This window comes from Pseudomonas caspiana, from assembly GCF_040224095.2.
GTDB lineage: Bacteria > Pseudomonadota > Gammaproteobacteria > Pseudomonadales > Pseudomonadaceae > Aquipseudomonas > Aquipseudomonas caspiana.
The window spans coordinates 2,774,095-2,798,312 of record NZ_CP167995.1; the positions used below are offsets into that span (position 1 = coordinate 2,774,095).

General features: G+C 58.8%; 21 protein-coding genes. 18 read left to right on the forward strand and 3 right to left on the reverse strand.

Annotated elements, in window-relative coordinates:
* Window positions 1-2 precede the first annotated feature (2 nt).
* The 10 genes from ABRP31_RS12735 to ggt all read left to right on the forward strand — a co-directional run bounded on the left by ABRP31_RS12735 (window position 3) and on the right by ggt (window position 10,619).
* Window positions 3-986, forward strand: a complete 984-nt coding sequence (locus ABRP31_RS12735; RefSeq protein WP_349973122.1) for an ABC transporter substrate-binding protein — start codon at window positions 3-5, stop codon at window positions 984-986.
* Window positions 987-1,025: 39 nt separating this feature from the next.
* Window positions 1,026-2,042, forward strand: coding sequence for a zinc-binding dehydrogenase (locus tag ABRP31_RS12740; protein ID WP_349973120.1), 1,017 nt, complete (start codon window positions 1,026-1,028; stop codon window positions 2,040-2,042).
* 220 nt (window positions 2,043-2,262) lie between these two features.
* Window positions 2,263-2,682, forward strand: a complete 420-nt coding sequence (locus ABRP31_RS12745; RefSeq protein ID WP_087272180.1) for a PaaI family thioesterase — start codon at window positions 2,263-2,265, stop codon at window positions 2,680-2,682.
* Window positions 2,683-2,684: 2 nt separating this feature from the next.
* Window positions 2,685-3,473, forward strand: a complete 789-nt coding sequence (locus ABRP31_RS12750) for a VOC family protein (protein ID WP_349973118.1) — start codon at window positions 2,685-2,687, stop codon at window positions 3,471-3,473.
* The gene (locus tag ABRP31_RS12755) at window positions 3,470-5,056 is read left to right on the forward strand and encodes a class I adenylate-forming enzyme family protein (RefSeq protein ID WP_349973115.1); all 1,587 of its coding nucleotides are present in this window, start codon (window positions 3,470-3,472) and stop codon (window positions 5,054-5,056) included. Before ABRP31_RS12750 ends, ABRP31_RS12755 begins: the two co-directional genes overlap by 4 nt.
* A gap of 9 nt (window positions 5,057-5,065) precedes the next feature.
* Window positions 5,066-6,139 (forward strand): ABC transporter substrate-binding protein, encoded by a 1,074-nt coding sequence (locus tag ABRP31_RS12760; protein ID WP_349973112.1) that lies wholly within the window; start codon window positions 5,066-5,068, stop codon window positions 6,137-6,139.
* Window positions 6,136-7,443 (forward strand): acyl-CoA thioesterase/bile acid-CoA:amino acid N-acyltransferase family protein, encoded by a 1,308-nt coding sequence (locus tag ABRP31_RS12765; protein ID WP_349973109.1) that lies wholly within the window; start codon window positions 6,136-6,138, stop codon window positions 7,441-7,443. The genes ABRP31_RS12760 and ABRP31_RS12765 overlap by 4 nt, the downstream gene beginning before the upstream one ends.
* Window positions 7,440-8,210 carry an ABC transporter ATP-binding protein gene (locus tag ABRP31_RS12770; protein WP_349973107.1) on the forward strand — a complete coding sequence of 257 codons (771 nt, stop codon included), beginning with the start codon at window positions 7,440-7,442 and terminating at the stop codon, window positions 8,208-8,210. The genes ABRP31_RS12765 and ABRP31_RS12770 overlap by 4 nt, the downstream gene beginning before the upstream one ends.
* A complete protein-coding gene (locus ABRP31_RS12775) occupies window positions 8,203-8,982 on the forward strand; it encodes an ABC transporter permease (protein WP_087272195.1) in 780 nt (259 codons plus the stop codon). The genes ABRP31_RS12770 and ABRP31_RS12775 overlap by 8 nt, the downstream gene beginning before the upstream one ends.
* Before the next feature lie 8 nt (window positions 8,983-8,990).
* On the forward strand, window positions 8,991-10,619 hold the full coding sequence (gene ggt / locus ABRP31_RS12780; protein ID WP_372489393.1) for a gamma-glutamyltransferase: 1,629 nt from the start codon (window positions 8,991-8,993) through the stop codon (window positions 10,617-10,619).
* A gap of 917 nt (window positions 10,620-11,536) precedes the next feature.
* On the opposite strand, the gene ABRP31_RS12785 is transcribed toward ggt, so the two are convergent.
* Entirely contained in the window at window positions 11,537-12,460 is a 924-nt protein-coding gene (locus ABRP31_RS12785) for a helix-turn-helix transcriptional regulator (protein WP_372489394.1), read from the reverse strand.
* 584 nt (window positions 12,461-13,044) lie between these two features.
* On the opposite strand from ABRP31_RS12785, the gene ABRP31_RS12790 reads away from it, so the two are divergent.
* The 8 genes from ABRP31_RS12790 (at window position 13,045) to ABRP31_RS12825 (ending at window position 20,456) form a co-directional block, all read left to right on the forward strand.
* Complete coding sequence (locus ABRP31_RS12790) at window positions 13,045-14,394, forward strand: MFS transporter (protein ID WP_087272203.1); 1,350 nt, start codon at window positions 13,045-13,047, stop codon at window positions 14,392-14,394.
* 107 nt (window positions 14,395-14,501) lie between these two features.
* Window positions 14,502-15,200, forward strand: a complete 699-nt coding sequence (locus ABRP31_RS12795; protein WP_349971940.1) for a fumarylacetoacetate hydrolase family protein — start codon at window positions 14,502-14,504, stop codon at window positions 15,198-15,200.
* A gap of 225 nt (window positions 15,201-15,425) precedes the next feature.
* Complete coding sequence (locus tag ABRP31_RS12800; protein ID WP_349971941.1) at window positions 15,426-16,190, forward strand: SDR family oxidoreductase; 765 nt, start codon at window positions 15,426-15,428, stop codon at window positions 16,188-16,190.
* Window positions 16,191-16,221: 31 nt separating this feature from the next.
* Entirely contained in the window at window positions 16,222-17,178 is a 957-nt protein-coding gene (locus ABRP31_RS12805; RefSeq protein ID WP_349971942.1) for a 2-hydroxyacid dehydrogenase, read from the forward strand.
* A gap of 555 nt (window positions 17,179-17,733) precedes the next feature.
* Window positions 17,734-18,033, forward strand: a complete 300-nt coding sequence (locus ABRP31_RS12810) for an antibiotic biosynthesis monooxygenase family protein (RefSeq protein ID WP_349971943.1) — start codon at window positions 17,734-17,736, stop codon at window positions 18,031-18,033.
* Window positions 18,034-18,112: 79 nt separating this feature from the next.
* Complete coding sequence (locus ABRP31_RS12815; RefSeq protein ID WP_349971944.1) at window positions 18,113-19,006, forward strand: LysR family transcriptional regulator; 894 nt, start codon at window positions 18,113-18,115, stop codon at window positions 19,004-19,006.
* A 139-nt stretch (window positions 19,007-19,145) separates the two neighbouring features.
* Window positions 19,146-19,925 (forward strand): carboxymuconolactone decarboxylase family protein, encoded by a 780-nt coding sequence (locus ABRP31_RS12820; protein ID WP_349971945.1) that lies wholly within the window; start codon window positions 19,146-19,148, stop codon window positions 19,923-19,925.
* A gap of 57 nt (window positions 19,926-19,982) precedes the next feature.
* Window positions 19,983-20,456, forward strand: coding sequence for a cupin domain-containing protein (locus tag ABRP31_RS12825; RefSeq protein ID WP_349971946.1), 474 nt, complete (start codon window positions 19,983-19,985; stop codon window positions 20,454-20,456).
* Between the two features lie 240 nt (window positions 20,457-20,696).
* Here the strand turns inward: ABRP31_RS12825 and ABRP31_RS12830 are convergent, their stop codons facing one another.
* Window positions 20,697-21,689, reverse strand: a complete 993-nt coding sequence (locus ABRP31_RS12830; RefSeq protein WP_349971947.1) for an aldo/keto reductase — start codon at window positions 21,687-21,689, stop codon at window positions 20,697-20,699.
* 257 nt (window positions 21,690-21,946) lie between these two features.
* Window positions 21,947-24,142, reverse strand: a complete 2,196-nt coding sequence (paoC, locus tag ABRP31_RS12835) for an aldehyde oxidoreductase molybdenum-binding subunit PaoC (protein WP_349971948.1) — start codon at window positions 24,140-24,142, stop codon at window positions 21,947-21,949.
* Window positions 24,143-24,218 lie beyond the last annotated feature (76 nt).

A 24,218-nucleotide genomic window follows, 5' to 3' on the forward strand; every position in this document is an offset into this window, starting at 1 on the left:
CCATGCGCAAGCTTTTTGCCGCCGCAGCGTTGGCGACGACTGTTTTTGTTTCTTTCTCCAGCCAGGCGGCCGAAGCCGTCCGCATTGGTTACTGGACCAGCGGAGTCAGTCTGGGCTATGGCTCGGTGCTTGAAGCCAAAGACTTTCTGGCCAAGCGCGGCATCGACGCGACCTTCGTGCATTTTCCGGATGTAAACGCGCCGATTCGCGCACTGGCAGCAGGCTCGATTGATCTGGCTTTCGGCGCGCCGGTAGCGGGCGTTTTCAGCGCCGCCGCAGAAGGTGTGCCGATCAGAATCTTTGCCGCGACCCAGCCTGCAGATGTGCAGTTCGTGGTGCCTGCGGATTCACCAATCAAGTCGGTGGCTGAGTTCAAAGGCAAGAAAATCGGCATGTCGCCCACCGGCTCTTCGGTGGCGGTGATCGCTGGCACGGTATTGGCGGGTAACTACGGCATTCAGCCCACGGACTTCTCGCTGATTGGTGGCAACGAATCGCGACTGGCGCAGTTCCTTTCACAAAAGCAGGTGGATGGTGCGGCCTTGCGTTCGTTGACCATCGACCAACTGGACGACGAACTGAAGGTTAAACGTCTGGGCAGCTTCGCGGATGAGTGGAAGAAGCTGACCAAAACCGATGCCGTGCCGTACATCGGTGTTGGCGCAGTGAACGCCAGACTGGTGGATGAGCACCCGGAGACAGTGGCCAAAGTCATTGCTGCATTGCGCGACACCCTGGCCTGGGGCGCGAGCCACCATGACGAAGTGGTCGGCATTCTGGAACAGAGCGCCAACCTGCCCACCAAGGACGCCAGGGTTTACGTCGGCCTGTGGAATGCCATGAACCGCGTGTCCTTCGAGCCTGCCGACATCGAGACCCTGAAGTTGCAGCACAAAGTCTTTATTGAAGGCGGTCTGGTCAAGGGCGCGCTCAAGGATGACCTGTTCGCTACCAAGCCTTACGCCGAATCAAAAACCCTCAAGTAATCCATCCCCGATTGATCACCAAATCAGGAGAAATCCCCAGTGAGCAAAACCATGAAAGCCCTGGTACTCGATGCACACGGCGACCTTGACCGTCTGCGTGTGGTAAGCGACAAGCCGGTACCGGCAGTCACCCAGGGTCACGTCGTGATCCGTGTTGGTGCGTCTTCTTTCAACTACCACGATGTGTTTACCGTCAAAGGCATGCCGGGCATCAAGGTGCCGCTGCCGGTGGTGATCGGCCTCGATCTGGCGGGCACCATTACTGAACTGGGCGAGGGCGTCAGCGGCTGGAACGTCGGCGACCGCGTCCTGGTGAATCCGCTGAAGCCCGACGTCGGTCTGATGGGCGAAATGGTTGACGGCGGCATGGCTGAATACGCTCTGGTGGATGCCCGTCAATTGATCAGCCTGCCGTCGGCGGTGAGCTTCGAACAAGCGGCGGCATTACCGGTGGCTTACGGCACCGCGCACCGAATGTTGATCACCCATAACACTGTCAAGCCGGGTGACCGGGTGCTGATTCTCGGTGCCAGCGGCGGCGTTGGCACGGCCAGTGTGATTCTCGCCAAACTGCTTGGCGCCGAAGTCATTGCCTGTGCGGGGAGTGATGCCAAGGGCGAGCGCCTCAAGGAAATCGGTGCCGATCACGTGCTCAATTATCGCGAGACCGACTTCTCCAAGTGGGCCATTGCCAAGTACGGCAAGCCACAACGCCGCACTCACGAAGGCGGTGTGGATGTGGTGATCAACTTCACCGGTGGCGACACCTGGGTGCCATCGCTCAAATGCCTGAAGCGTGGCGGCACTTTGCTGGTGTGCGGCGCAACTGCAGGCCACGATCCTGCCGAGGATTTGCGCTACGTGTGGAGCTTCGAGCTGAACATCAAGGGTTCCAACAGCTTCTATGAGGAAAACCTGGTGGGCCTGCTGGACTTGATCGCCGAAGGCAAGATCGACCCGCTGATCGACCGTGTTCTGCCGCTGGAACAGGCCGCCGAAGGCCTGGCCCTGATCCGCGACCGTGAAGTGCTGGGCAAGGTTGTCGTCAAGCCCTGAGCCCTTTTTAACCGTTTAACGCTGTACCGCTGCCGGAGTTTTCGATTCGGCGGCATGGGGCTCTGCACGTTCAATTCAGCCGCCTAACCGAATTGAAATGCATGTTTCTGTAGGCGCGCACGAGCACCGCGAGGCCGCGATGGCGGTGGCTCAGGCAGAACGCTATCGCTGCCTCGGTGCTCGTGAGCTCCTACCAAACTCAACAACCAGGAAATTAAACATGACCGATACATTGCCAACTGCAGCTGACATTCAGGCCCGCTTGCTCAAAGGGCCTTACCACCAATGGCTGGGCCTTGAAGTGATCGAGGTGGGAGAGGGTAGCATCGAGCTCACCGCCAAATGGCGCGAAGAGTGGGTGGTTAACGTCGAAGGTGGCTATACCCACGGCGGCATTCTCGCGGCACTGGTTGACCTGACTGCCGACTGGGCGCTGGTCTCGAAAACCGGCAAGGGCGTGCCGACCGTTGACTTGCGCGTTGACTACCACCGTGCGGCGAAAGGTGATTTGCGCGCCACTGGCCGGGTGATCAAGTTCGGCAAGCAGTTCTCGGTGGCCGAAGCGCAGGTATTCGATGGCGAGGGACATCTGGTCGCCAGTGGGCGTGGCCTGTATTCGACTCCTGCACCCAAGGCCTGATCATGCAAACCGCTCTGGATCATCTGGTCATCAACACTCGTTTTGAGACTGACACCGCAGCTCAAGTGTTCGCTGCGCTGGGTTTCACCCTCACGCCGCGTGGCTATCACTCGCTGGGTTCACTCAACCATTTGATGATGTTCCCGGGCGGCTATCTCGAACTCATCGGCCTGCCGCTGGGCACGCGCAAATTACGCCAGGAGGTGCTGGACAGCCCACTGGGCATCGACGGTCTGGTGCTGAATACCAGGAATGCTCACGCCACTCACAGCGAACTGGTCAGCGCCGGTTTTCTGGTGCAACCAGTACAACGCTTCTCCCGTGCGGTGGAGCATCAGGGGCGCGAGCTGACCGCACGTTTTACCACGGTGCGCTTGCAGGCCAACGAGTTTGCAGCCGGTCGCGTTTACTACTGCCACCACGAAACCCCGGAGCTGGTCTGGCAGCCGCAGTGGCTGACGCATGCCAATGGCGTCAGTGCGATTATCAAACTGACGGTGCTCAGCGCAGAGCCCGAAGCGCAAGCTGCACGCTACGCTGCTCTCGGTCAACTGGGCGATGGCTTTGCACTGGACATTGTCGATCGGGCCACCCTTGAGCAGCGCTTCGGTGCGTCCGCCAGTCGGTTAAGCCAACGAGACGAGCGCTTTGCGGCGATCACCTTGCGTTGCGCCGATCCGGTTGAACTGGCGCGGCTGGCTGAACAGGCGGGCTTGAGTCATCGGGTCGAAGCGGGCCGGGTGCTGGTCGAGATTGCCGAGTTTGAAACCGTGCTGGAGTTTGTCTCGTGATCAACGGCATAAAAAACCTTGGCCGCGTGATTGACCGGCAAGCTGATCGGGACCGGATCGCGTTTGTTGGCGTCTGCGATACGGCCTCGACCGGTGGGAGCGAACGTGTTCGCAAGGCAGCGAACCTGACACACCGCCTCGCGAACAATTTCGCTCCTGCCGGGGATGACGCTGCAGAAAGAATCATCACCTACGGCGAACTCGACGCCCTCGCCGACGGCATCGCCCGGGCGCTTGCCTTGCGCGGTTATGCCCAGGGTGATCGGGTTGCGCTGCTGGCCGCCAATTCCGTGGAATACCTGGCAGTGGTGCTGGGCATCATGCGTGCGGGGCTGGTGGCTGTGCCGGTCAATTACAAGTTTCCCAATGCCACGATCCATTACGTGATTGCCGACAGTGGGGCACGGTTGTTGTTCTGTGATCCGCGTCGTTTGCCGTCAGCGCCCGCCGGGCTGGAGACGATAGGGTTAAGTGCCGAGGGGCTTACCGCTTTCGCCGACCCCGGCCCGTTTGATGCTTTCGAACCGCTGGCAGACGAACCCGCGCTGATCCTCTACACCTCAGGCTCCACCGGCAAACCCAAAGGCGTAATCCTCAGCCATGCCGCGCATTTATGGGTGGTGCAAACCCGGTTGCAGGCAACCCGCCTGGCTGATGAGAAACCGCTGATTGCTGCGCCGTTCTATCACATGAATGCGTTGGCGCTGGCCTTCCTCAGCCTTGCTTCCCATGCGACAACGGTTCTGCTACCGCAGTTTACTGCCGCCAGTTATATCGCTGCGATTCAGCGCCACCGCTGCACCTGGTTGACCGCCGTACCGCCGATGATCGCCATGATGCTCAGTGAAAAATCCTTATTGGCCGAAGCCGATTTTTCCTCGGTGCGCGTCGTGCGAATGGGCTCTGCACCGGTGAGCGCCAGCCTGTTGGAGCAAATCCATCGTCTGCTGCCTGAAGCAAAAGTCATCAACGCCTATGGCACGACCGAAGGCGGGCCGGTGGTCTTTGCGCCCCATCCAGACGGATTACCCAGCCCACCGATGTCGCTGGGTTGTGCCCACCCCAAGGTTCAGGTGCGCTTGCGTGACGAAGCGGGCGCGCTGAGTAATCAGGGTGTGCTGGAGCTGCGCAGCCCCGGTTTGATGAGCGGTTACCACCATCGTCCGGACCTGCCTTTGCCGTTTACTGCGGATGGTTACTACATCACCGGCGACGTATTTACCCGCGATGCGCAAGGGTTCTACACCTTTGTCGGCCGACGCGACGACATGTTCGTCAGCGGCGGCGAGAACATCTATCCCGGCGAAATAGAAAAGCTTCTGGAGCGTCATCCCGCCGTCCAGCAGGCTTGCGTCGTACCCGTGGAAGACGCCATCAAAGGCCATAAACCGGTCGCATTTGTGGTCCTGCGGGAAGGGTTTGCCGCTACCGAACAACAGTTGAAAAGCTTCGTGCTGGAGCACGCCGCGGCTTACCAGCATCCCCGTCGGGTCTGGTTCCTCGACGCATTACCCCTCGCCACCACTAACAAGATCGACCGCCGCGCCCTGATCGATCAGGCGCTCTCTGGATTGACTCAATAAGGACTGCTCATGACCCTTGCAAAGTTATTGCTGCCGCTGTCTGTGCCCCTGATGTTCGCCGCCACCCACGTTTGGGCACTCGATGATGTAACCGTGGCGCTGGCGATCCCGCCTGCCGTGCATGACGGCGCAGCTTACGCCGCCGCTGAAGAACTGGGCCTGTTCAAGGAGCAGGGCCTGAAGGTCAACGTAGTGGTGTTTCAGGGCGCGGGGGCATTACTGCCCCAACTGGCAAGCAAGCGTGTGACCTTTGGTTTTCCGGTGGCCGAGCCGATTATCTCCAGTTACTTCAACGGCAAGGATCCGCTGCCAGTGCGCTACTTCTATAACGGCGTGCCGAGTCAGACCATGGAGTACGCGGTGCTGGCGGACTCGCCGATCAAGTCCCTTGCCGATCTGAAAGGTAAGCAGATCGGCGTGGGCGCTTTGACCTGGGGCACCTTGCCCAACAGCCGCGCCGCTTTGCGAATTGCTGGGCTGGAACCGGGCAAGAACGTCGAGTTTGTTGCAGTTGGCGCATTGGGTGCAGGCTTTCAGGCGCTGAAAACCGGACGGGTTGATGCGCTCAATTTCAACAGCAGTTGGGATGACATGCTGGAGTTGTCCGGTACGCCGATTCGCCGGATTGCCTACCCACCGGTCTTTCAGGAAAACCCCGGCAATGGCTTCGTTGCCCACGTGGACACGTTCAAGGAGAACCCGGACCTGATCCGTCGTTTTGGCCGTGCTTATACCCAGGGGCAACTGGTCTGTGAGGCTAATCCGACGTATTGCGTGCAGGCGTTCTGGCGCCAACATCCGGAAAGCAAACCGGCTGACGCTGACGGCAAAGGCCTGACCGATGCCCGCGAGCTGCTGGTTCGCCGTTTGCGCAACACCTTGCATCACCCGGATGGCAGCGCCCGCGTGCCGGGTGAATACAACCTGCAGATCATCAAGGATGCGATTGCAGCCATGGCGAAAACCGGGGAGTTCCCGACCGCCGATGTGCCGGTAGACACGATTTTCTCCAACGAATTTGTTCCCGCCTTTAGTGAGTTCGACCGCGCCGCATTGCTCAAGCGTGCTGAGGAGGCGCAATGAGTGTGCAGTACTGGATTGACGCTGATGAAGGGCTGATCGACCAGCCCCGGCACATCCGTTTCACCGGGCTGGCAGCGGGCGAAGCGAAGTTGCGCGCATGGATGGACGGTGCTGACGGCAGCCGCTGGGAGAGTCAGGCGCAATTTCTGATCGGCGCACAGGGTGAGCTTGATCTGACCAGAGACGCACCGTTCGCCGGCGACTGGTCAAGCGCCGATGCCATGGGATTGGTGTGGTCGATGCGACAGGTTGCGCCGCCAGTCACCGTACCTCTTCAGGAAAGTCTCGCGGCGCAGCGTGTTCAATTGCAATTTACCGATGCTCAGGGCCAGCAAGTTAACGCGGGGTTTACACAGCACTATCTGGCACCTGGCGTGCAACGCAGCGAGATCAGGGAGGGCGGAATCAGCGCCACGCTGTTTCAACCCGCCGGCGATCAGCCTCGTGCGGCCGTGGTGGTGCTCAATGGTTCTGGCGGCGGCACACCGGAGCAGCGTGCTGCGCTCTATGCCGCTCACGGCTATACCGCGTTGGCGCTGGGCTATTTCAAGGCGCGAAATCGCCCTGAACACATCAGCGATACGCCGCTGGAATATTTTCAGCAGGCGCTGGAGTGGGTGGTTGCCACGCTCAAGCCCAGGAACGGCTTTATCGCCGTCGCAGGTTTGTCCCGTGGCGGCGAACTGGCGCTGCTGTTGGGGGCGCGCTTTCCGGCATTGGTCAGCGCTGTCATCGGTTACGTACCCAGTTCGGTGGTACATGGCACCTTGCGCGCTGGTCGACCGGATCAACCCCGGGACGCCGATGCCTGGACCTGGCAAGGGCAGCCGCTGGTCAATGTCTGGCAGGGCAACCCGCTGGTGGACTGGCGTCCGTTCGAAGTGGCTGAGCCTGCGGGCGCGCCGATTCGTCAGGCACCTGCCTTTGTGGCGGTGCAACAGGATGCGCCGTCGGTGGCGCGGGCGCGTATCCCGGTGGAAAACATCAACGGTCCGCTGTTGCTGATCTCGGGTGACGATGACGGTTTCTGGCCTTCGACGGCCTATTGCGCAGAAATCGAATCGGACCTGAAGGCGCGTGGTCATGCCTGGCCGGTGGAGCTCGTGCTCAATCAGGGCGCCGGACATGCCATCGGTTTTCCGTATGTGCCCACCACGGTCATTGCGCGTCTGCATCCGGTGGCCAAGGTGTTGATCAGTGGCGGCGGTACGCCTGCGGCCAACGCGCTGGCCAACCAGCACAGCTGGAGCAGGGTGTTGAGCTTTCTTGAGCAGGCTGTTGCGGCGAAAGGCTTTCTGCAATGAGCGCCACGATGAGAGCCGCGCTGAGTTTGCAAAAGGTAGGGCTTACCTACGAAACCCGTCGTGGCCATATTCAGGCGTTGAGCAATATCGACCTGAAGGTTGCCGAGGGTGAGTTCGTTGCATTGTTGGGGCCGTCCGGCTGTGGCAAGTCCACGTTGCTGAAACTCGCGGCAGGTTTGTTGCCGGTCTCCAGCGGTCGCATCGAGCTGGCGGGCAATGAGGTGCAGGGGCCCAGTCGGCAAAGCGGGGTGGTGTTTCAGAAACCCAATATGCTGCCCTGGAAGTCAGTGCTGGATAACGTACTGCTGCCCGCGAAAACCCTGGGGCTGCCCATGGTCGAAGCGCGGCAGAGGGCGCTGCAGTTACTGGAGCTGGTGGGCCTGCAGGCATTTGCCAATGACTATCCTTTCGAACTGTCAGGTGGCATGCAGCAGCGAGTCGGTATTGCCCGAATGTTACTGCATGACCCGCGCATGCTGCTGATGGATGAGCCGTTCGCTGCGCTGGATGCCATGTCCCGGGAGGCATTGACCCTTGAGTTACAGCGCATCTGGAGTGTGCATCGCAAGTCGGTGCTGTTCATTACTCACAGTATTCAGGAAGCCGTTTTCCTCGCTGACAGGGTGCTGGTGATGTCGCCGTCGCCGGGCACCATCATTGATGAATTGCCCATCCCTCTACCGCGCCCACGAACCCTCGATACCCTCAACGACCCGCAGTTCACCGCGCTGTGTCATCACCTGCGGAGGCATTTCAGCCATGCGTAGATTTCTGCCCTTGTTGTACCCACTGACCAGCCTGGCGGTGCTGATTCTGGTCTGGGACCTGGCCGTGCGCGGGCTGGGTATTTCCGATTACCTGCTGCCACCTCCTTTGGCGGTGTACCACGCGCTGGCCAATGGTTTTGCCGATGGCACCTTGTGGCCTCACATCGCGACAACGGTAATCGAGACGTTGAGTGGCTATGTGATCGGTTCGGTACTGGCTGTGGTGCTTGGCGCGGTGCTGGCTGAATCACGGACTTTCGAACGCTTTGTCTATCCGCTGTTGATCGGCCTGCAGGCCACGCCCAAAGTCGCGCTGGGACCGATCATTCTGGTCTGGTTCGGCTTCGGCATGACGTCGAAGATCGTCCTGGTGACGCTGGTGTGTTTCTTCCCGTTGTTCGTCAACACGGTCAACGGCATTCGCCGCACCGATCCGGAACTGCTGGACGCCTGTCGGGCATTTTCTGCATCGCGCCTGTACTTGCTGCTGCATGTGAAGTTTCCGGCTGCGGCGGGGGAAGTGTTCGCCGGGCTGCAGATCGGTATTTCCCTGGCGCTGATCGGCGCGGTGGTGGCCGAGTTTCTCTCGTCGCAAAGCGGGCTGGGTTATCTGATCGCTTCAAGCTCGGTGAGCATGAACATGGCGACGATGTTCAGCGGCCTGATTCTGCTGGCACTGATTGGCCTGTGCGGCGCGCAAAGCGTACGGGCGATCCAGCATCGCGTGATTTTCTGGGAGCCGGGTGCCGCTCGGCGACAACGTAAAGACTGAATCAAGGAGTGCTCATGGCTTTCGATTGGCAAAACCCTTATCCCACCACCCGTATTCCGTTGTTCGCCCGTAATGTGGTGTCGACGTCGCATCCGCTGGCGGCCCAGGCCGGGCTGAATATTCTGCTGGCCGGTGGTAACGCTGTGGACGCGGCGATTGCGGCTGCGGCGATGTTGACCGTTGTCGAGCCCGTGTCCAATGGACTGGGCAGCGATGCGTTCGCGATTCTTTGGGACGGCAAGCAACTGCATGGCCTGAATGCATCCGGCCCGGCACCGCAAGCCTGGGATCTGGAGCATTTTCGCGGTCGCTACGGCGAGGATGGCGCAGGGCACGTCAAGCGTCCGGTACGTGGTTGGGATTCAGTGACCGTGCCTGGCGCAGTGGCCGGTTGGGCTGCGCTGCATGAGCGTTTCGGCAAGCTGCCGTTCGCTGACATTCTGGAACCGGCCGCCCAAGTGGCCGAGCGCGGTGTGACCCTAGCACCCACCGTGGCGCATAAGTGGTCCGGTGCTGTGCCATTGCTCAATACCCAGCCCGGTTTTGCCGAAACTTTCATGCCCGGCGGACGTGCGCCGCGTATCGGCGAGAAGTTCGTCTTCAAGGACGCCGCACGGACCTTGCGCCTGCTTGGCCAACAAGGTGGCCGGGCGTTTTATGAAGGCGAGATCGCTGAGGCCATCGTCGGTTTCGCCCGGCAGACTGGCGGGGCACTGACTCTGGACGACCTGCGCAATTATCAGCCGGAGTGGGTCAAGCCGATCTCCAAATCCTATCGAGGTTATGACGTACACGAGATCCCGCCGAACGGGCAGGGCATTGCGGCGTTGATTGCGTTGGGGATACTGGAGCGGTTCGACGTGGGTTCACTGCCGCTGGATTCGGCGCAATCCCAGCACCTGCAGATCGAAGCCATGAAGCTGGCGTTTGCCGATATCTATCAGTACGTGGCGGACCCTTCGAGCATGGAGGTGACGCCGGAGCAGATGCTGGACGATGCGTACCTGGACAGCCGCGCCAGGCTCATCAATCCGGCCAAAGCCAGTGATCCGGGCTTTGGGATGCCGCGTAGCGGCGGCACCGTGTACCTGAGTGCGGCGGATGAAAACGGCATGATGATTTCATTCATCCAGTCCAATTACATGGGCTTTGGATCAGGGATTGTGGTGCCTGAGTACGGGATCAGCTTGCAGAATCGTGGTGCTGGTTTTTCCAGTGATCCGAAGTCGGCCAATGTGGTCGCGCCGGGCAAGCGGCCGTTCCATACGATCATTCCGGCCTTCCTGACCAAGGACGGCAAGCCGCAGATGAGTTTCGGGGTAATGGGCGGGGACATGCAGCCGCAAGGACATCTGCAGACGCTGGTGCGGATGCTGGATTACAACCAGCAGCCTCAGGCGGCCTGCGATGCACCGCGCTGGAAGGTCAATCGGGATTTTTCAGTGGACCTGGAGGACACCCTGGCCGCTGCGACGGTAGATGGTTTGCGGGATTTGGGGCATCGCTTGAAGTCGGTGGAGGATCCGTACATGGACTTCGGTTCGGGGCAGTTTATCTGGCGGCTGTCGGATGATGCAGACCATGGTTATGTGGCAGCCAGTGACAGCCGCCGAGATGGGCATGCGGCGGGGTTTTAGCCTGGCACTGTCGCGCAACAAACACAGATCTGTAGGAGCGCACGAGCACCACGAGGCCGCGATAGCGGTATATCAGACAAAACACCATCGCGGCCTCGGGATGCTCGTGCGCTCCTACAGAAAAGTTTTCCAAATCAGGTTGCTATGTTTTTTTGATATGACGCAGCGCTTTTTCCAGACACAGCGCTGTCGCGCAACAAACACAGATCTGTAGGAGCGCACGAGTACCGCGAGGCCGCGATAGCGGTGTATCAGACAAAACGCCATCGCGGCCTCGCGATGCTCGTGCGCTCCTACAGAAAAGTTTTCCAAATCAGGTTGCTATGTTTTTTTGATATGACGCAGCGCTTTTTCCAGACACAGCGCTGTCACGCAACAAACACGGACCTGTAGGAGCGCACGAGCACCGCGAGGCCGCGATAGCGGTGTATCAGACAAAACGCCATCGCGGCCTCGCGATGCTCGTGCGCTCCTACAGAAAAGTTTTCTAAATCAGGTTGCTATGTTTTTTTGATATGACGCAGCGCTTTTTACTGAAACAGCGCTGTAGCTCAACAAACCCCGACCTTTAGGAGCGCACGAGCACCGCGAGGCCGCGATAGCGGTGTATCAGACGAAACGCCATCGCGGCCTCGCGGCGCTCATGCGCTCCTACAGAAAAGTTTTCCAAATCAGGTTGCTATGTTTTTTTGATATGACGCAGCGCTTTTTACTGAAACAGCGCTGTAGCTCAACAAACCCCGACCTGTAGGAGCGCACGAGCACCGCGAGGCCGCGATAGCGGTATATCAGACAACACACCATCGCGGCCTCGCGGCGCTCATGCGCTCCTACAAAAAGGTATTCCAACCAGACCGTTGTGGTTCGTTTGATAAGCACTGCGATCCAGCCCGGGGAGCGAGCTGCCTACGCTATCTTCACTCGACTCTCTGTAAACCCGGCTCAAGCTGCTGTCGTCTGAATTGCCCCGGCGGGAGCCCGTGTATCTGCCGAAAACGTCTCGAAAAATACGCTTCATCTGCAAAGCCGCACAGGCGTGCGACTTCGCCTACGGGTTTTGAGCCGTTAAGCAGGTAATTGCGCGCGGCGTGCATACGCCGTTCCAGAACCAGTTCGCTGAAGGTTTTACCTATTTCCTTACGCAGCCAGTGGGTCAGGTACGTGGGCGACAGGTAGGTAGCCGCGGCGACTTTTTTCAGGCTCAGGTCCGGGTCGGCAAGGTGTTTGCGCACGTACTCGGACATTCGTGTCAATGCATCGCGACGGCTCAGTTGTGCGGCATTGCCATCGGCAAGGCTCACCAGTGGCTCGCCATATAACGTGCAAACCGTGCTGATCAGTTGCAGCAACAGGCCCTTGAGCATTTCCCGGGTGCCAAACTGGCGGTTCTGGTCCAGCGCGCGCATCTGCTCAAGCAACGCACAGATTTTGTCGAACTCATTCTGTTCAAGAATGAAGTCCAGATGTTCCTGAAAGCGGAACGGCGACAGTTCCGGCGCAAGCAGGATCGACACATCTTCCAGATCCAGCGGGTCGCACTCCAGGTGCGGGAGCAGGAAGGTCTGGGAGAAGTTGATGACCATGAAGTTGCTGTCCGCAGGGTGCGGGATCATGTGCATGCGATGCGGCAGGATGAACGCCAGAGCGTTGCGCGGGAAGGGCCGTTCGACGTTGCCGATGTGCTGGACGGTGTCGCCACCCAGATTGATCTGGATCTGAAAATACTCATGGCGGTGGGGACTGGTTTCTGCGCTTCGGGCGGTCTTGTCGCGGATATAAAAATCAGCCCGCTCGCTGCGTTGCTGCATGCCGTAGGTGGGCACACGTTGGGTCAGGTGCATGGACGACAACTCCTGCTGGTCTTTCCAGAGCGCTAGGGATTTTATGGCGCAATCCTCTATTTGTTGGTGTTCATATGATGACCAAGCATGCGCGGTTAGCCGTAATGCAAGCAACTGGTTTGCGTCGATGTCCAAAACATTGGCGTGATGGCACAAAAGTTTCAAAGGCTCTAAATCAGTATTTTCATGGGTATGTAAGGGCAATTTACAGGTGTTGGCCCATGGCGAATTTTTTTGGACTTCTTTGATGTACGCCGCCTTTAACTGAAAAAACGGTCTAACCGGATCATTGATTTTCCATGGTTGTACGATAACTTGAAGGCCGTTGCAGACCGACATCTATCAACAATAATTAAAAGGTGCTCGTATCATGGCTTCCGATTTCCGCCGCTTTGCCTCTCCGTTTTACGCGTCTTCTCGCGTCACCTCATGCACATTCAGTCCCCCCTGTTGATACCGCTGCGCGCCTGATCTGCTGATCAACGGCGCCTCAATCCCCCGGCAGTTCTTTTCGCTCTTGGTTCAAGGGTGATGGCTTGCTTTGTCCGAAAACCGGCAACTCCCAACAATAATGAGGCTACTTCATGTCAAGTACCCAAACCTCCCAGGCCGCAGTGGCAAGCGCTGCCACCGCCCCCAAAGACACCGTTACTTCCCAGCGACTGCCGACCCGCCGCCGCTGGTTCATGCTTTCGCTGTTGCTGATTGCAACGATCATCAACTACGTCGACCGGGTGAATATCTCTATCGCGGCACCGTTCATGGCCAAGGACCTGGGCCTGGACAAGGTTGAGATGGGCCTGATCTTTTCCGCCTTCGCCTGGACATATGCGTTGGCGCTGGTGCCAGCGGGTTTTGTCGCTGACCGCTTCGGTTCGCGGATCACCTACGGGGTTTCGCTGATCAGTTGGTCGGCGGTTACCGTATGCCAGGGCCTGGCAGGCGGCTTTGCTTCCCTGTTCGGCTTGCGTCTGGCTGTCGGGGCCATGGAAGCCCCGGCATTCCCCGCTAACAGCCGTGCCGTGACGGTCTGGTTTCCGGCCCGCGAGCGGGGCATGGCCAGCAGCATTTATGTGTGCGGGCAGTATCTGGGCACCGCGTTGTTTACCGGGGTTTTGCTGTGGCTGGCGACCACTTATGACTGGCGCCATGTGTTCTATAGCACCGGCCTGGTCGGGATTGTGTTCGGCATCATCTGGCTGTTTGTCTATCGCGATCCGCTGAATTGCAAAAAGGTCAGCAAGGAAGAACTGAAGTACATCGAAGACGGCGGTGGCCTGGTCAAAAGCAGTCAGGAACGCACTAAATTCAACTGGCGGCAGATTGCCGAGCTGTTTCGCTATCGACAAATCTGGGCGATCTGCATCGGTAAGTTCGCCAGCACCTCGGCATTGTATTTCTTCCTGACCTGGTTCCCGACGTACCTGATCGAAGAGCGCCACCTGACCATGATCAAGGTGGGCATCTTCGCCGTGTTGCCATTTATTGGGGCCACTGTGGGCATTCTGCTGGCGGGCATCGTTTCCGATCTGTTGATTCGTCGTGGCTACTCGATGTCCTTCGCACGCAAGTTGCCGCTGGTGGTGGGCTCGATGCTGGGTATGTCGATTGTGCTGGTCAATTTCACCGACTCCAACGCGCTGTGCATTGCGGTGCTGACCACTGCGTTTTTCGCGCAGGGGATTGCATCTGCGTCCTGGGCGGCAGTGTCGGAAGTCGCCCCTAAAGAGCTGATCGGTCTCACCGGTGGGGTGACCAGCCTGGCAGCCAACATAGGCGGGATTGTCACGCCGATTGTCATTGGTGGCATCGTCCATGCCACCGGCTCGTTCGCCATGGCTTTCTGGTTTATCGGCGGTGTGGCACTGATTGGCACCTTGTCGTATTCGCTGCTGTTGGGCCGTCTGTATCGCATCGAGTTGCAGACCCGTTAAGGCAAATACCCCTTTTTAATCCAGGACGAAGCCGCTTTCGTCCAACTTTGCACACGCTCAGCGTCGTAGGCTGAACGCTCTGGTCAGGACGTTGCACGAGGACAACAATGAATAATTACGTATTTACGCCCGCCACCGTTGCAACGTTGCCCGTCGAGGGCAGCAACGCCCGATTCCCGGTCGGCCGCGTGTTTTGTCTGGGGCGCAATTACCCGTGGGGAGACTCCACCGGGCAGCCGCGTGAGGCTCCGGTGTTCTTCATGAAGCCTGCCAGTTCGGTGATTGACGCGCTCGGTGAAATCGCTTTCCCGCCGCTGACTGAAGAGTTCTGCCATGAAATCGAACTGGTGGTGGCGATCGGCGAGGGCGGTTCGAACATTTCCGAGGACAACGCTCTGGAGCACGTCTGGGGTTATGCCGCCGGGCTGGACCTGACCCGTCGCGACTTGCAGAAAGTTGCCAAGGTCGCCGGCATGCCCTGGGACGGCGCCAAGGCGTTTGATGGTTCGGCGCCTGTCACGACGATCATGCCGGTGAGCCAGATTGGCCACCCCGGCGAGGGTGCCGTATGGCTCGCGGTGAATGGCGAGGAGCGGCAGCGTTCGACGCTGGAAAATCAGATCTGGTCGGTGCGTGAAGTGATCAGCCGCTTGTCTCAATCCATCACGCTCAGGCCCGGTGATTTGATCATGACCGGCACGCCGCCAGGCGTAGATGCACTCCAGCCGGGCGATGTGATCAGCGCAGGAATTGACGGCGTCGGTCAGCTTGAAGTGCGCGTCGGTCCACGGCCGACCGCGATCTAGAAAACCAACGCAAGACCCTCTAGAGCCGGCCAAGTGTCGCTGATGCCGCTGTCGCACAGCCAACATTGAACCTGTAGGAGCGCACGAGCACCGCGAGGCCGCGATAGCGGTGTACCAGACAGGGCGCCATCGCTGCCTCGCGGTGCTCGCGAGCTCCTACAGGTCGGATGAATCCAGAAGCATGTTTGTTTGCCCAACACCCTATTCGAAACAAGGAGAACAACAATGTCCAATAACACTTCCTCCAAAATCGCCCTGGTGACCGGTGCCGGTAGTGGTGTCGGTCAGGCCGTCGCTCGTGTTCTGTTGGCTGAGGGTTACAAGGTCGTGGTGGTCGGCCGTCGCCTGGAACCGTTACAGGCACTGGTCGATGAGGCCCATGGTCAAGGGCGTGAAGCCCTGGCGGTGTCGGTTGATGTGCGTGACCCGGCCAGCGTCGATGCAATGTTTGCCACCGTCGAAGAGGTCTATGGTCGTCTGGACGTGATCTTCAACAATGCGGGGATCAATGCGCCTGCGGTGCCAATGGACGAGTTGCCGGTAGAAAAGTGGCTGGACGTGATCAATACCAACCTGACGGGGGTGTTCCTGTGTTCGCGGGGCGCCTTTGCGCTGATGCGTCGGCAGCAGCCGCAAGGTGGACGGATCATCAATAACGGGTCGATTTCAGCGCACACACCACGACCGTTCACTGCGCCCTATACCGCCAGTAAGCATGCGGTGCTGGGCCTGACCAAATCCCTGGCGCTGGACGGCCGCGAGTTCAATATTGCGTGCAGCCAGATTGATATCGGCAATGCGTTGACCGAGCTGTCGGTCCGCATGACCAAAGGCGTGCGCCAGGCAAACGGCGAGATCGCCGTCGAGCCCATGGTCGACGTCAAGCATATCGCCGACGCCGTGGCGTATATGGCCAGCCTGCCGCTGTCCGCCAACGTTTTGAACATGACCGTCATGGCCACCAACATGCCTTTTGTCGGTCGCGGCTGAAACCCGTCTTGTCATCTTTTCAGAGGTTCTCATGAAGCCAGAAGTCCTGTTGCTCAGCCCTATCCTGATTCCACACGTTCGTGCCCAGCTCGATGAGCTGTTCACCGTACGGCCTTATCATCTGCAAACCGATAAAGCGGCTTACCTGAAGGAACACGGCGCTAATATTCGTGGCGTGATTACTGGCGGCCACACCGGTATTACTCATGCGGTAATGGAGCAGTTGCCCAAGCTGGAAGTGATCGCGGTCAATGGTGTCGGCACTGACGCGGTGGACCTCGCGTATGCCCGGGACCGTGGCATTCATGTGACTGCCACGATTGGTGCGCTGACTGAAGATGTAGCCGACCTGGCCATCGGGCTGTTGATTTCGGCGTGTCGCGGTTTGTGTACCGGCGACCGCTATGTGCGCGCCGGTGAATGGGCGAAAAGTGCAACGCCACTGGTGCCCTTGCCACTGGCTCGTCAATTCAGCGGGATGCGAATCGGTATTGTCGGTATGGGCCGGGTAGGGCGCGCCGTTGCTGTTCGGGCCGCAGCGTTTGGGTGCCCGATCAGCTACACCGACCTGCAACCCATGAATGATGTTGCGCACACCTTCGTCGCCGACCTCACCGAACTGGCCCGCGACAGCGATGCACTGATTCTCGCGGCAGCGGCTGACAAGGCCGAAGGCATCATCAATGCTCAGGTCTTGCAGGCACTGGGCAGCGAGGGATATCTGATCAACGTGGCACGGGGCAAGCTGGTCAATGAGCCGGACCTGGTCGCTGCGCTGAACGCAGGGCAGATCGCCGGTGCCGGGCTTGATGTGTTTGTCGATGAGCCGAATGTGCCCGAAGTCTTGTTCGCCACTGAGCAAGTGGTGCTGCAACCGCACCGGGCCAGCGCCACCGTGCAGACCCGTACGCGTATGGCGCTGATGGTCGTATCCAGTCTGGTCGACACCTTCGCCGGGAAAAAGCCCGAGCGGTGTGTGACGGGCTAGCCTTTGTGCAGCCCTGCATAAGTCGCCCGGGAGTTGCTGACACAATGCTGTCGCGCAGCAAACATGGGATGTAGGAGCGCGCTTGCCCGCGATTCGGTTTGTCAGTCGATGAATGTCTGGCTTGCGCTGACGTCATTGCGGGCAAGCGCGCTCACAAGATGCATTTCATTGCAGGATGTATCTCACTCACTACAAATCGCCGTTAACCAAACCTGTGCAGAGGCTTGAAATCCGCCGCTGCGGGCAACCCGACACAGCCCACCCAAGGCTGTCGGTTGTCTTGACAGGCCTCATCCGTTTTTTACGCGGGCTTTGCTACAGCTCTTCTCCCACGAGGGCTGTAGCTTTTTTTGTCGCGCAAGATGACATTGTTCTTTCTCGTGCAGCATCGCTTTCTGGCAGCTCAAAGCCCATGGACGAAGTCTTCTCGAACACAGCGCTTCCTGCTGATTAATGAATCTGGTTCAGGAGTCTTATTACATCCAGCCATATAGTCATGGTCTCGCATGCTGGTTAAGTTCCACCCCGTCTTAAGCGGGCGCAGGTACGAAAGCCATGAGCATCGAAGCCGTCAACACCCTGGAAATTCGCATCAACCCCGAGGCTGACTCACAGCTTGAGCAGCATCTGCAGGCCTGCGTGGCACGCATTGAACCCATGCAGGGCTGCCTGGGTTATTCACTGTTTCGTAGCGCCAGTCGGGACGATGTGTGGATCATGAGTGGCTACTGGTCCAGTGCTGAGCAGATGACTGCACATTTCTCCAGCGCGCCGATGACCGAGATTGTCAGCTCGCTGATCGATTCCTGCGCGGGCCTGACATTCGCCAGCTTTATCCCGATGGTGGAAAAGTAAGGCGTAACAATTCCAGATGCTTTAATTGGACTGACTTGCCAGCTCCGGCACTCAGTTGCCCCAGAAAACGGAAACCAGCATGCAGCAGGAAAACTTCAACGATCTTTTCGCCTTTGCCGCCGTTGCGACCGATCGCAGTTTTACCAAGGCTGCCGCCAAACTGGGTGTCAGCCCGTCGGCCTTGAGCCATACCATCCGCAATCTCGAAGCCCGGCTGGGGTTGCGTTTGTTGACGCGTACCACCCGCAGTGTTTCGCCGACCGAGGCCGGTGAGCGTTTATTGCGAACGGTGAAGCCGCGTTTCGACGAGATCACTTCGGAGTTGGCGGTGTTGAGCGATCAGCGTGAAACGCCAGCGGGGACTATCCGTATCACCGCCAGTGAGCACGCGGCCATTTCCATCATTGCTCCAGCGTTGCAAAAGCTTTTGCCGCAGTACCCGGATATCAATGTCGAGGTGAGTGTCGATTCCGGCCTGACCAATATCGTTGCCGAGCGTTTCGACATTGGCGTGAGGCTGGGCGAGCGGGTTGCCAAAGACATGATTGCCGTGCGGATCAGCCCTGATCTGCGCTGGGTAATCGTCGGTTCACCAGACTATTTCAGCAAACATCCGACACCCGTAGTCCCGCAGGACCTGACCGGGCACAACTGCATCAATATTCGCTTTCCGACCCATGGCGAACTGTTTGTCTGGGATTTCGAAAAGGATGGCCGCGAGGTCAAGGTGAGGGTGGAAGGGCAACTGACGTTCAACAGTATCGTCATGCGTCTGGATGCGGCAGTGGCGGGTCTGGGGCTGGCTTATGTGCCTGAAGACCGGGCATTACCATTCATTGAAGACGGTCGATTGATTGCTGTGCTCGACGATTGGTGTCAGCCGTGTGCGGGTTATCACCTTTATTACCCGAACCGTCGGCATGCCTCGCTGGCGTTTTCTCTGGTGGTTGATGCATTGCGGTACCAGCCCTGAAGAGTATTGGTGAATTCTCCTCATGGTTGCATGCGGGTATAGCCCATAGTCCTGATCCTTTCGGTGCTTTAACGTCCAAGGGTCGTTTGCCCGCCGGAGCCTGAACCCGGGCACATTTACCTATCTGAAAGGCCCCTGCATGAAGCTGATAGCAACCGCGTTCGCCACACTCTTTTTTGCCGCTGCGTCCGATGGCAGCGAGTCCAAAGCCAAGCCAGATCCGAAGCCATCACCTGATGTGCTGGAAGTGACGCCTCAGCTTTATCAATACACCACTGAATTACTCTTCGGCGAAGTCTGGAAACGCAAGGAGCTGTCGCCTCGTGATCGCAGCTTGATCACCCTGTCTGCGCTGGTGGCTGCTGGTCAGACCGCTCAGATGACCAGCCACGTGAAGCTCGGACTCGACAACGGCCTCAAGGCCAGCGAGATCAGCGCATTGATTACCCATCTTGCGTTCTATTCCGGCTGGCCGAACGCGATGTCGGCAGTGGGCGTGGCGAAAAAGGTTTTCGCCGAGCGCGGTATTCCCGCTGAGCAGATCGTGCCACCGGTCACTGCGCCGCTGACGCTGGAACCGGCCGCCGAAGCCCGACGCAAGGCAGCTGTTGCTGCTGCAACCGGGGATGTTGCCCCGGAACTGGGTCGTTTCACCGATGACGTGCTGTTTGCAGATGTGTGGCGACAAACCAGCCTGACGGCACGGGATCGCAGTCTGGTGACCGTCGCTGCATTGATTACTCAAGGCCAGGCAGCACAACTGCCGTTCCACCTGAATCGCGCCATGGACAACGGTCTGACCCGTGAGCAAGCGGCAGAAGTGGTGACACATCTGGCGTTCTACACCGGTTGGCCAAAAGCAATGTCGGCGGTGCCGGTACTGAAAGAGGTTTTTGCAGGTCGTGGCACTCAAGGCTGAGGTTGCAGCGCCTCGCATTCACGGTTCAGAGCTGAATAAATTCCAGTGAGGTCCATCATGAGAACACTTGCCACTGCTGCTTTATCGCTCACTCTAGTAGCGTTCGAGTCCCACGCGGAGACGATGCCGGTGACCGTCACGCCCAACGGATCACAGCCTTCGGTGCAGGGCCCGGCAGACTTTTTCACCGGTACGGTGCGTGTTGATGCGCCGTTCAAGGGGACTGAACCGGCCAGGGTCAGCGGCGCCACAGTGACGTTTGAACCCGGTGCCCGCTCAGCCTGGCATACCCACCCATTGGGGCAGACCTTGATCGTCACCGCGGGAACCGGATGGGTGCAAGAGTCGGGCAAGGCGATACAGATCATCAAGGCCGGTGACACGGTGTGGATACCACCCGGCGTCAAACACTGGCATGGCGCGACAGCAACCACCGGCATGACTCACATAGCCATCGCTGAAGCCCAGGATGGCAAGGTCGTGAACTGGATGGAGCAGGTGAGCGAGCAAGATTACCGCAATACTCGTTGACCTTAAGGTCGACCGGCGGATCACCACGGTTATCAAGGCCACCTCGGTTCTACTCCGTTGAGGGGTGGCCTTTTTTATTTGCAGCGTTGCAGGGGATGAGCCTTAACGTCTAGATGGCCAGGACCAGACAACACTTACACGCACATCGTCTGCTTATGGCTCAAATTATGGGATCTACATCGCACTTCAGTCCTCGGACAGGCCTGAAATGTTTCTACGCAGATCTCATCATGCTCCGGTTCAGCGTCCTGTCATGGCGAGCGCTGCTTGCGGTAAACGCTCACCCTGAGGCTGGATCTTCTCTGCCGCCTCGTCGATGACCGCCAAGTCTGTCGGGGTCAGTTCCAGTGTGATGGAACCAAGATTTTCTTCCAGACGATGCAATTTGGTGGTTCCCGGAATTGGCACAATCCAGGGCTTGCGAGCCAGCAGCCAAGCCAGGGCGATTTGCGCCGGTGTCACTCCTTTCTCGGCTTCAACTCCGCGCAGCAGGTCAACCAGGCCTTGATTGGCTTTACGCATTTCTGCCGTGAAACGCGGCACATGGTTCCGGAAATCGTTGCTGTCGAACTGCGTGGTTTCATCGATTTTACCGGTCAGAAAACCTGCGCCCAAAGGACTGAACGGCACGAAACCAATGTTCAGTTCCTCCAGCGTTGGTAGCAGTTCCAGCTCGGGTTCACGCCACCATAACGAGTACTCGCTTTGCACGGCGGTAACCGGGTGCACGGCATGGGCGCGGCGAATGGTGTGCACACTGGCTTCGGACAACCCGTAGTGGCGGACCTTGCCCGCGGCGATCAGATCAGTGATCGCCCCAACCACGTCCTCAATGGGTACATTGGGATCGACCCGATGCTGGTAAAACAGATCGAGGGTATCGACGTTCAAGCGCTTGAGTGAAGCGTCGGCAACCGCTTTGATGTGTTCGGGGCGGCTATTCAAGCCGCTACCACGCACGCCGGTCTGCAGGTCGATATCGAAACCGAATTTGGTGGCAATCACTACCTGATCTTTGACAGAGGCAAGCGCCTCGCCGACCAGTTCTTCATTGACCCATGGGCCGTACGCCTCTGCGGTATCGAAGAAATTGACGCCTCGTTCAATGGCCGCGTGTATCAACGTGATCATCTGCTGCTTGTCCGCAGCAGGCCCATAGGCCGAACTCATGCCCATGCAGCCCAGGCCTAATGCCGAAACTTCGAGGGTTTTGCCCAGTGTTCTCATTTTCATGCTGTTCTCCAGAGAAGGCAGATGGCGTTGAAAACAGCCTACAGAGCAGACGGGCTTTAGATAATGCGCGTTAATCCAAGTACGGTTGTGAGGTGGGCTCAGTAATGTGCGCCCTGGCGGCGGTTATCAACAAACATGATTGTCTGACTTGAAACGCTATTCCCTGTAGGAGCTGCCGCAGGCTGCGATGGCGCTGTGTCAGGGCGGTGCTTTCGCAGCCTGCGGCAGTTGCTACAGAGAAACGTGCGTCTGTTCGCTTAAATCATTTCAGGCAACGATTTCAGGACTTTGTCCAGGGTAATCGGATACTCCCGAACCCTTGCCCCCGTTGCGTTGTAGATCGCATTGGCAATGGCCGCTGCAACCCCGGAAATCCCTAGTTCGCCAACGCCCTTGGCCTTCATGGGTGAAGAGCGCGGGTCGTCGTCAGGCAGAAAGATCACTTCTTGGTGCGGGATGTCAGCGTGCACCGGTACTTCATAGCCCGCCAGGTCATGATTGACGAAAAAGCCCAGTCGTTTGTCGACGATCAACTCTTCCATCAAGGCGGCACCGGCGCCCATGGTCATCGCTCCAATTACCTGACTGCGTGCGGTTTTCGGGTTGAGGATTCGTCCTGCTGCGCAGACCGCCAACATCCGCGTGATGCGCATTTCACCGGTAGCGGCGTCGACTCGTACTTCAACGAAGTGCGCGCCAAAGGTCTGCTGCTCCTGCTGTTGGCGAAATGGACCGAATTCAATGCTGTCCTCAGCCACTACTTCACCGTCTTGAGCGGCATGGGCCAGCGGGTGAGTCTTGCCTGCCGAAATCACTTGTCCATCGACGAATTGGGTGTGCCCAGGATCAAAGCCGAATCTGGCGGCGACTGTTTCTCTGAGTTTGACGCAAGCGGCGTAGACGCCCGAGGTGGATGAGTTGCCGCCCCATTGACCGCCTGACCCCGCCGACTCAGGAAACGTAGAATCTCCAAGTCGGACCACGACTTTATCCATGGGCAGGCCCAGCATCTCGGCGGCGGTCTGGGCAATGATTGTGTAGCTGCCGGTGCCGATATCGGTCATGTCGGTTTCAACCGTCACGACGCCATCACCGCCCAGTCGCACGCGAGCGCCGGATTTGCTTACCGGATTGCCGCGTATGGCGGCTGCCATTCCCATGCCTACCAGCCAGCGTCCGTCCCGGCGCGCGCCGGGCGTTGCAGAGCGTTGCTCCCAGCCAAAATGCCGGGCACCGGTTTCCAGGCACTTGATGAGCTGCCGGGTGGAAAAAATTCGCGTCGAATCCCCGGGATTGACCTGGGTGTCGTTGATAATGCGGAACTTGACCGGGTCGATATTGAGTTTTTGAGCCATTTCATCCATGGCAATTTCCAGCGCCATCATGCCCGACGCTTCGCCCGGTGCGCGCATCGCATTGCCTTCCGGCAGGTCCAGCACCGCCAGACGGGTGCGGGTCATGCGGTTGGCCCCGGCGTACAGCAATTGCGTCTGGTTGGCCGCTTTTTCGTGGGTGCCGCCGGGTAGGTTGCCAGACCAGCTTTCGTGGCCAATGGCGCTGATCGTGCCGTCACGCTGAGCGCCAATGCGGATGCGCTGGATGGTCGCGGGGCGGTGGGTGGTGTTGTTGAACATCATGGGCCGGGTGAGCGCGACTTTTACTGGTCGGCCAAGTTGTCGGGCCGCCAGCGATGCAAGTACCGCGTCGGCCAGCACCGAGCCTTTGCCACCGAAACCGCCGCCGATATAGGGCGTCATGATGTGCACATTGTCCTTGGCGATGCCGAGGGTTTGCGCAATGTCACGCTTGGCCCAACTCACTAGCTGGACCGAGCACCATAAGGTCAGCTTGTCGCCGTTCCACGCGGCGATGGTCGCGTGGGGCTCCATCATTGCGTGGGACTGATCGGGCGTGGTGTAGGTCTGATCAAGCGTCACCGACGCATCTCGAAAAGCCCCTTCGAAATCACCGACTGAGGTATCAGGCGCAGCCTTGGGCGCTTTCGCGTCCGGCCGCGCGGCGTCGAGGTCAAATCGACCATTGCTGCGCACATATTCGATGTTCAGCATTTGCGCAGCGGTACGTGCCTGCTCGAACGTCTCGGCAACCACAATGGCGACAGCCTGGTGGTAGTGATCAATATCAGGACCGCCGAGTGCCTTGGCGACGTAGAAAGCGCCTTTGCCCGTTTGCCCGGCGTTTTGCGCGGTGATAACGCCTAACACACCCGGCGCCGCCAGCGCCTGCCGGGTGTCGATGGACTCGATGCGGCCTTTACCGATACCTGCGCCCACGATAAAGCCATAGGCCTGATTGGCGACTACATCGTGATTTTCATAGGCATAGCGGGCGGTGCCGGTTGTCTTCAAAGTGCCTTCAATGCGGTCTACCGGCTGGCCAATCACCTTGAGTTGATCGATGGGGTTGGAAAGGGCGGGGCTGTCGAATTTCAAAATCGTTGCTCCTTGCGCAGGGCACAGTCGCGTAGAAACAGGAGGGGTGGCAGACGCAGCAAAACGCTGGGTCTGC

Coding starts and splice junctions, on each gene's coding strand:
- ABRP31_RS12770 (WP_349973107.1), top strand. CDS start 7,440: ATGAGCGCCACGATGAGAGCCGCGCTGAGTTTGCAAAAGGTAGGGCTT.
- ABRP31_RS12760 (WP_349973112.1), top strand. CDS start 5,066: ATGACCCTTGCAAAGTTATTGCTGCCGCTGTCTGTGCCCCTGATGTTC.
- ABRP31_RS12800 (WP_349971941.1), top strand. CDS start 15,426: ATGTCCAATAACACTTCCTCCAAAATCGCCCTGGTGACCGGTGCCGGT.
- ABRP31_RS12825 (WP_349971946.1), top strand. CDS start 19,983: ATGAGAACACTTGCCACTGCTGCTTTATCGCTCACTCTAGTAGCGTTC.
- ABRP31_RS12790 (WP_087272203.1), top strand. CDS start 13,045: ATGTCAAGTACCCAAACCTCCCAGGCCGCAGTGGCAAGCGCTGCCACC.
- ABRP31_RS12805 (WP_349971942.1), top strand. CDS start 16,222: ATGAAGCCAGAAGTCCTGTTGCTCAGCCCTATCCTGATTCCACACGTT.
- ABRP31_RS12810 (WP_349971943.1), top strand. CDS start 17,734: ATGAGCATCGAAGCCGTCAACACCCTGGAAATTCGCATCAACCCCGAG.
- ABRP31_RS12775 (WP_087272195.1), top strand. CDS start 8,203: ATGCGTAGATTTCTGCCCTTGTTGTACCCACTGACCAGCCTGGCGGTG.
- ABRP31_RS12765 (WP_349973109.1), top strand. CDS start 6,136: ATGAGTGTGCAGTACTGGATTGACGCTGATGAAGGGCTGATCGACCAG.
- ABRP31_RS12815 (WP_349971944.1), top strand. CDS start 18,113: ATGCAGCAGGAAAACTTCAACGATCTTTTCGCCTTTGCCGCCGTTGCG.
- ABRP31_RS12750 (WP_349973118.1), top strand. CDS start 2,685: ATGCAAACCGCTCTGGATCATCTGGTCATCAACACTCGTTTTGAGACT.
- ABRP31_RS12745 (WP_087272180.1), top strand. CDS start 2,263: ATGACCGATACATTGCCAACTGCAGCTGACATTCAGGCCCGCTTGCTC.
- ABRP31_RS12735 (WP_349973122.1), top strand. CDS start 3: ATGCGCAAGCTTTTTGCCGCCGCAGCGTTGGCGACGACTGTTTTTGTT.
- ABRP31_RS12795 (WP_349971940.1), top strand. CDS start 14,502: ATGAATAATTACGTATTTACGCCCGCCACCGTTGCAACGTTGCCCGTC.
- ABRP31_RS12785 (WP_372489394.1), bottom strand. CDS start 12,460: ATGCACCTGACCCAACGTGTGCCCACCTACGGCATGCAGCAACGCAGC.
- ABRP31_RS12820 (WP_349971945.1), top strand. CDS start 19,146: ATGAAGCTGATAGCAACCGCGTTCGCCACACTCTTTTTTGCCGCTGCG.
- ABRP31_RS12830 (WP_349971947.1), bottom strand. CDS start 21,689: ATGAAAATGAGAACACTGGGCAAAACCCTCGAAGTTTCGGCATTAGGC.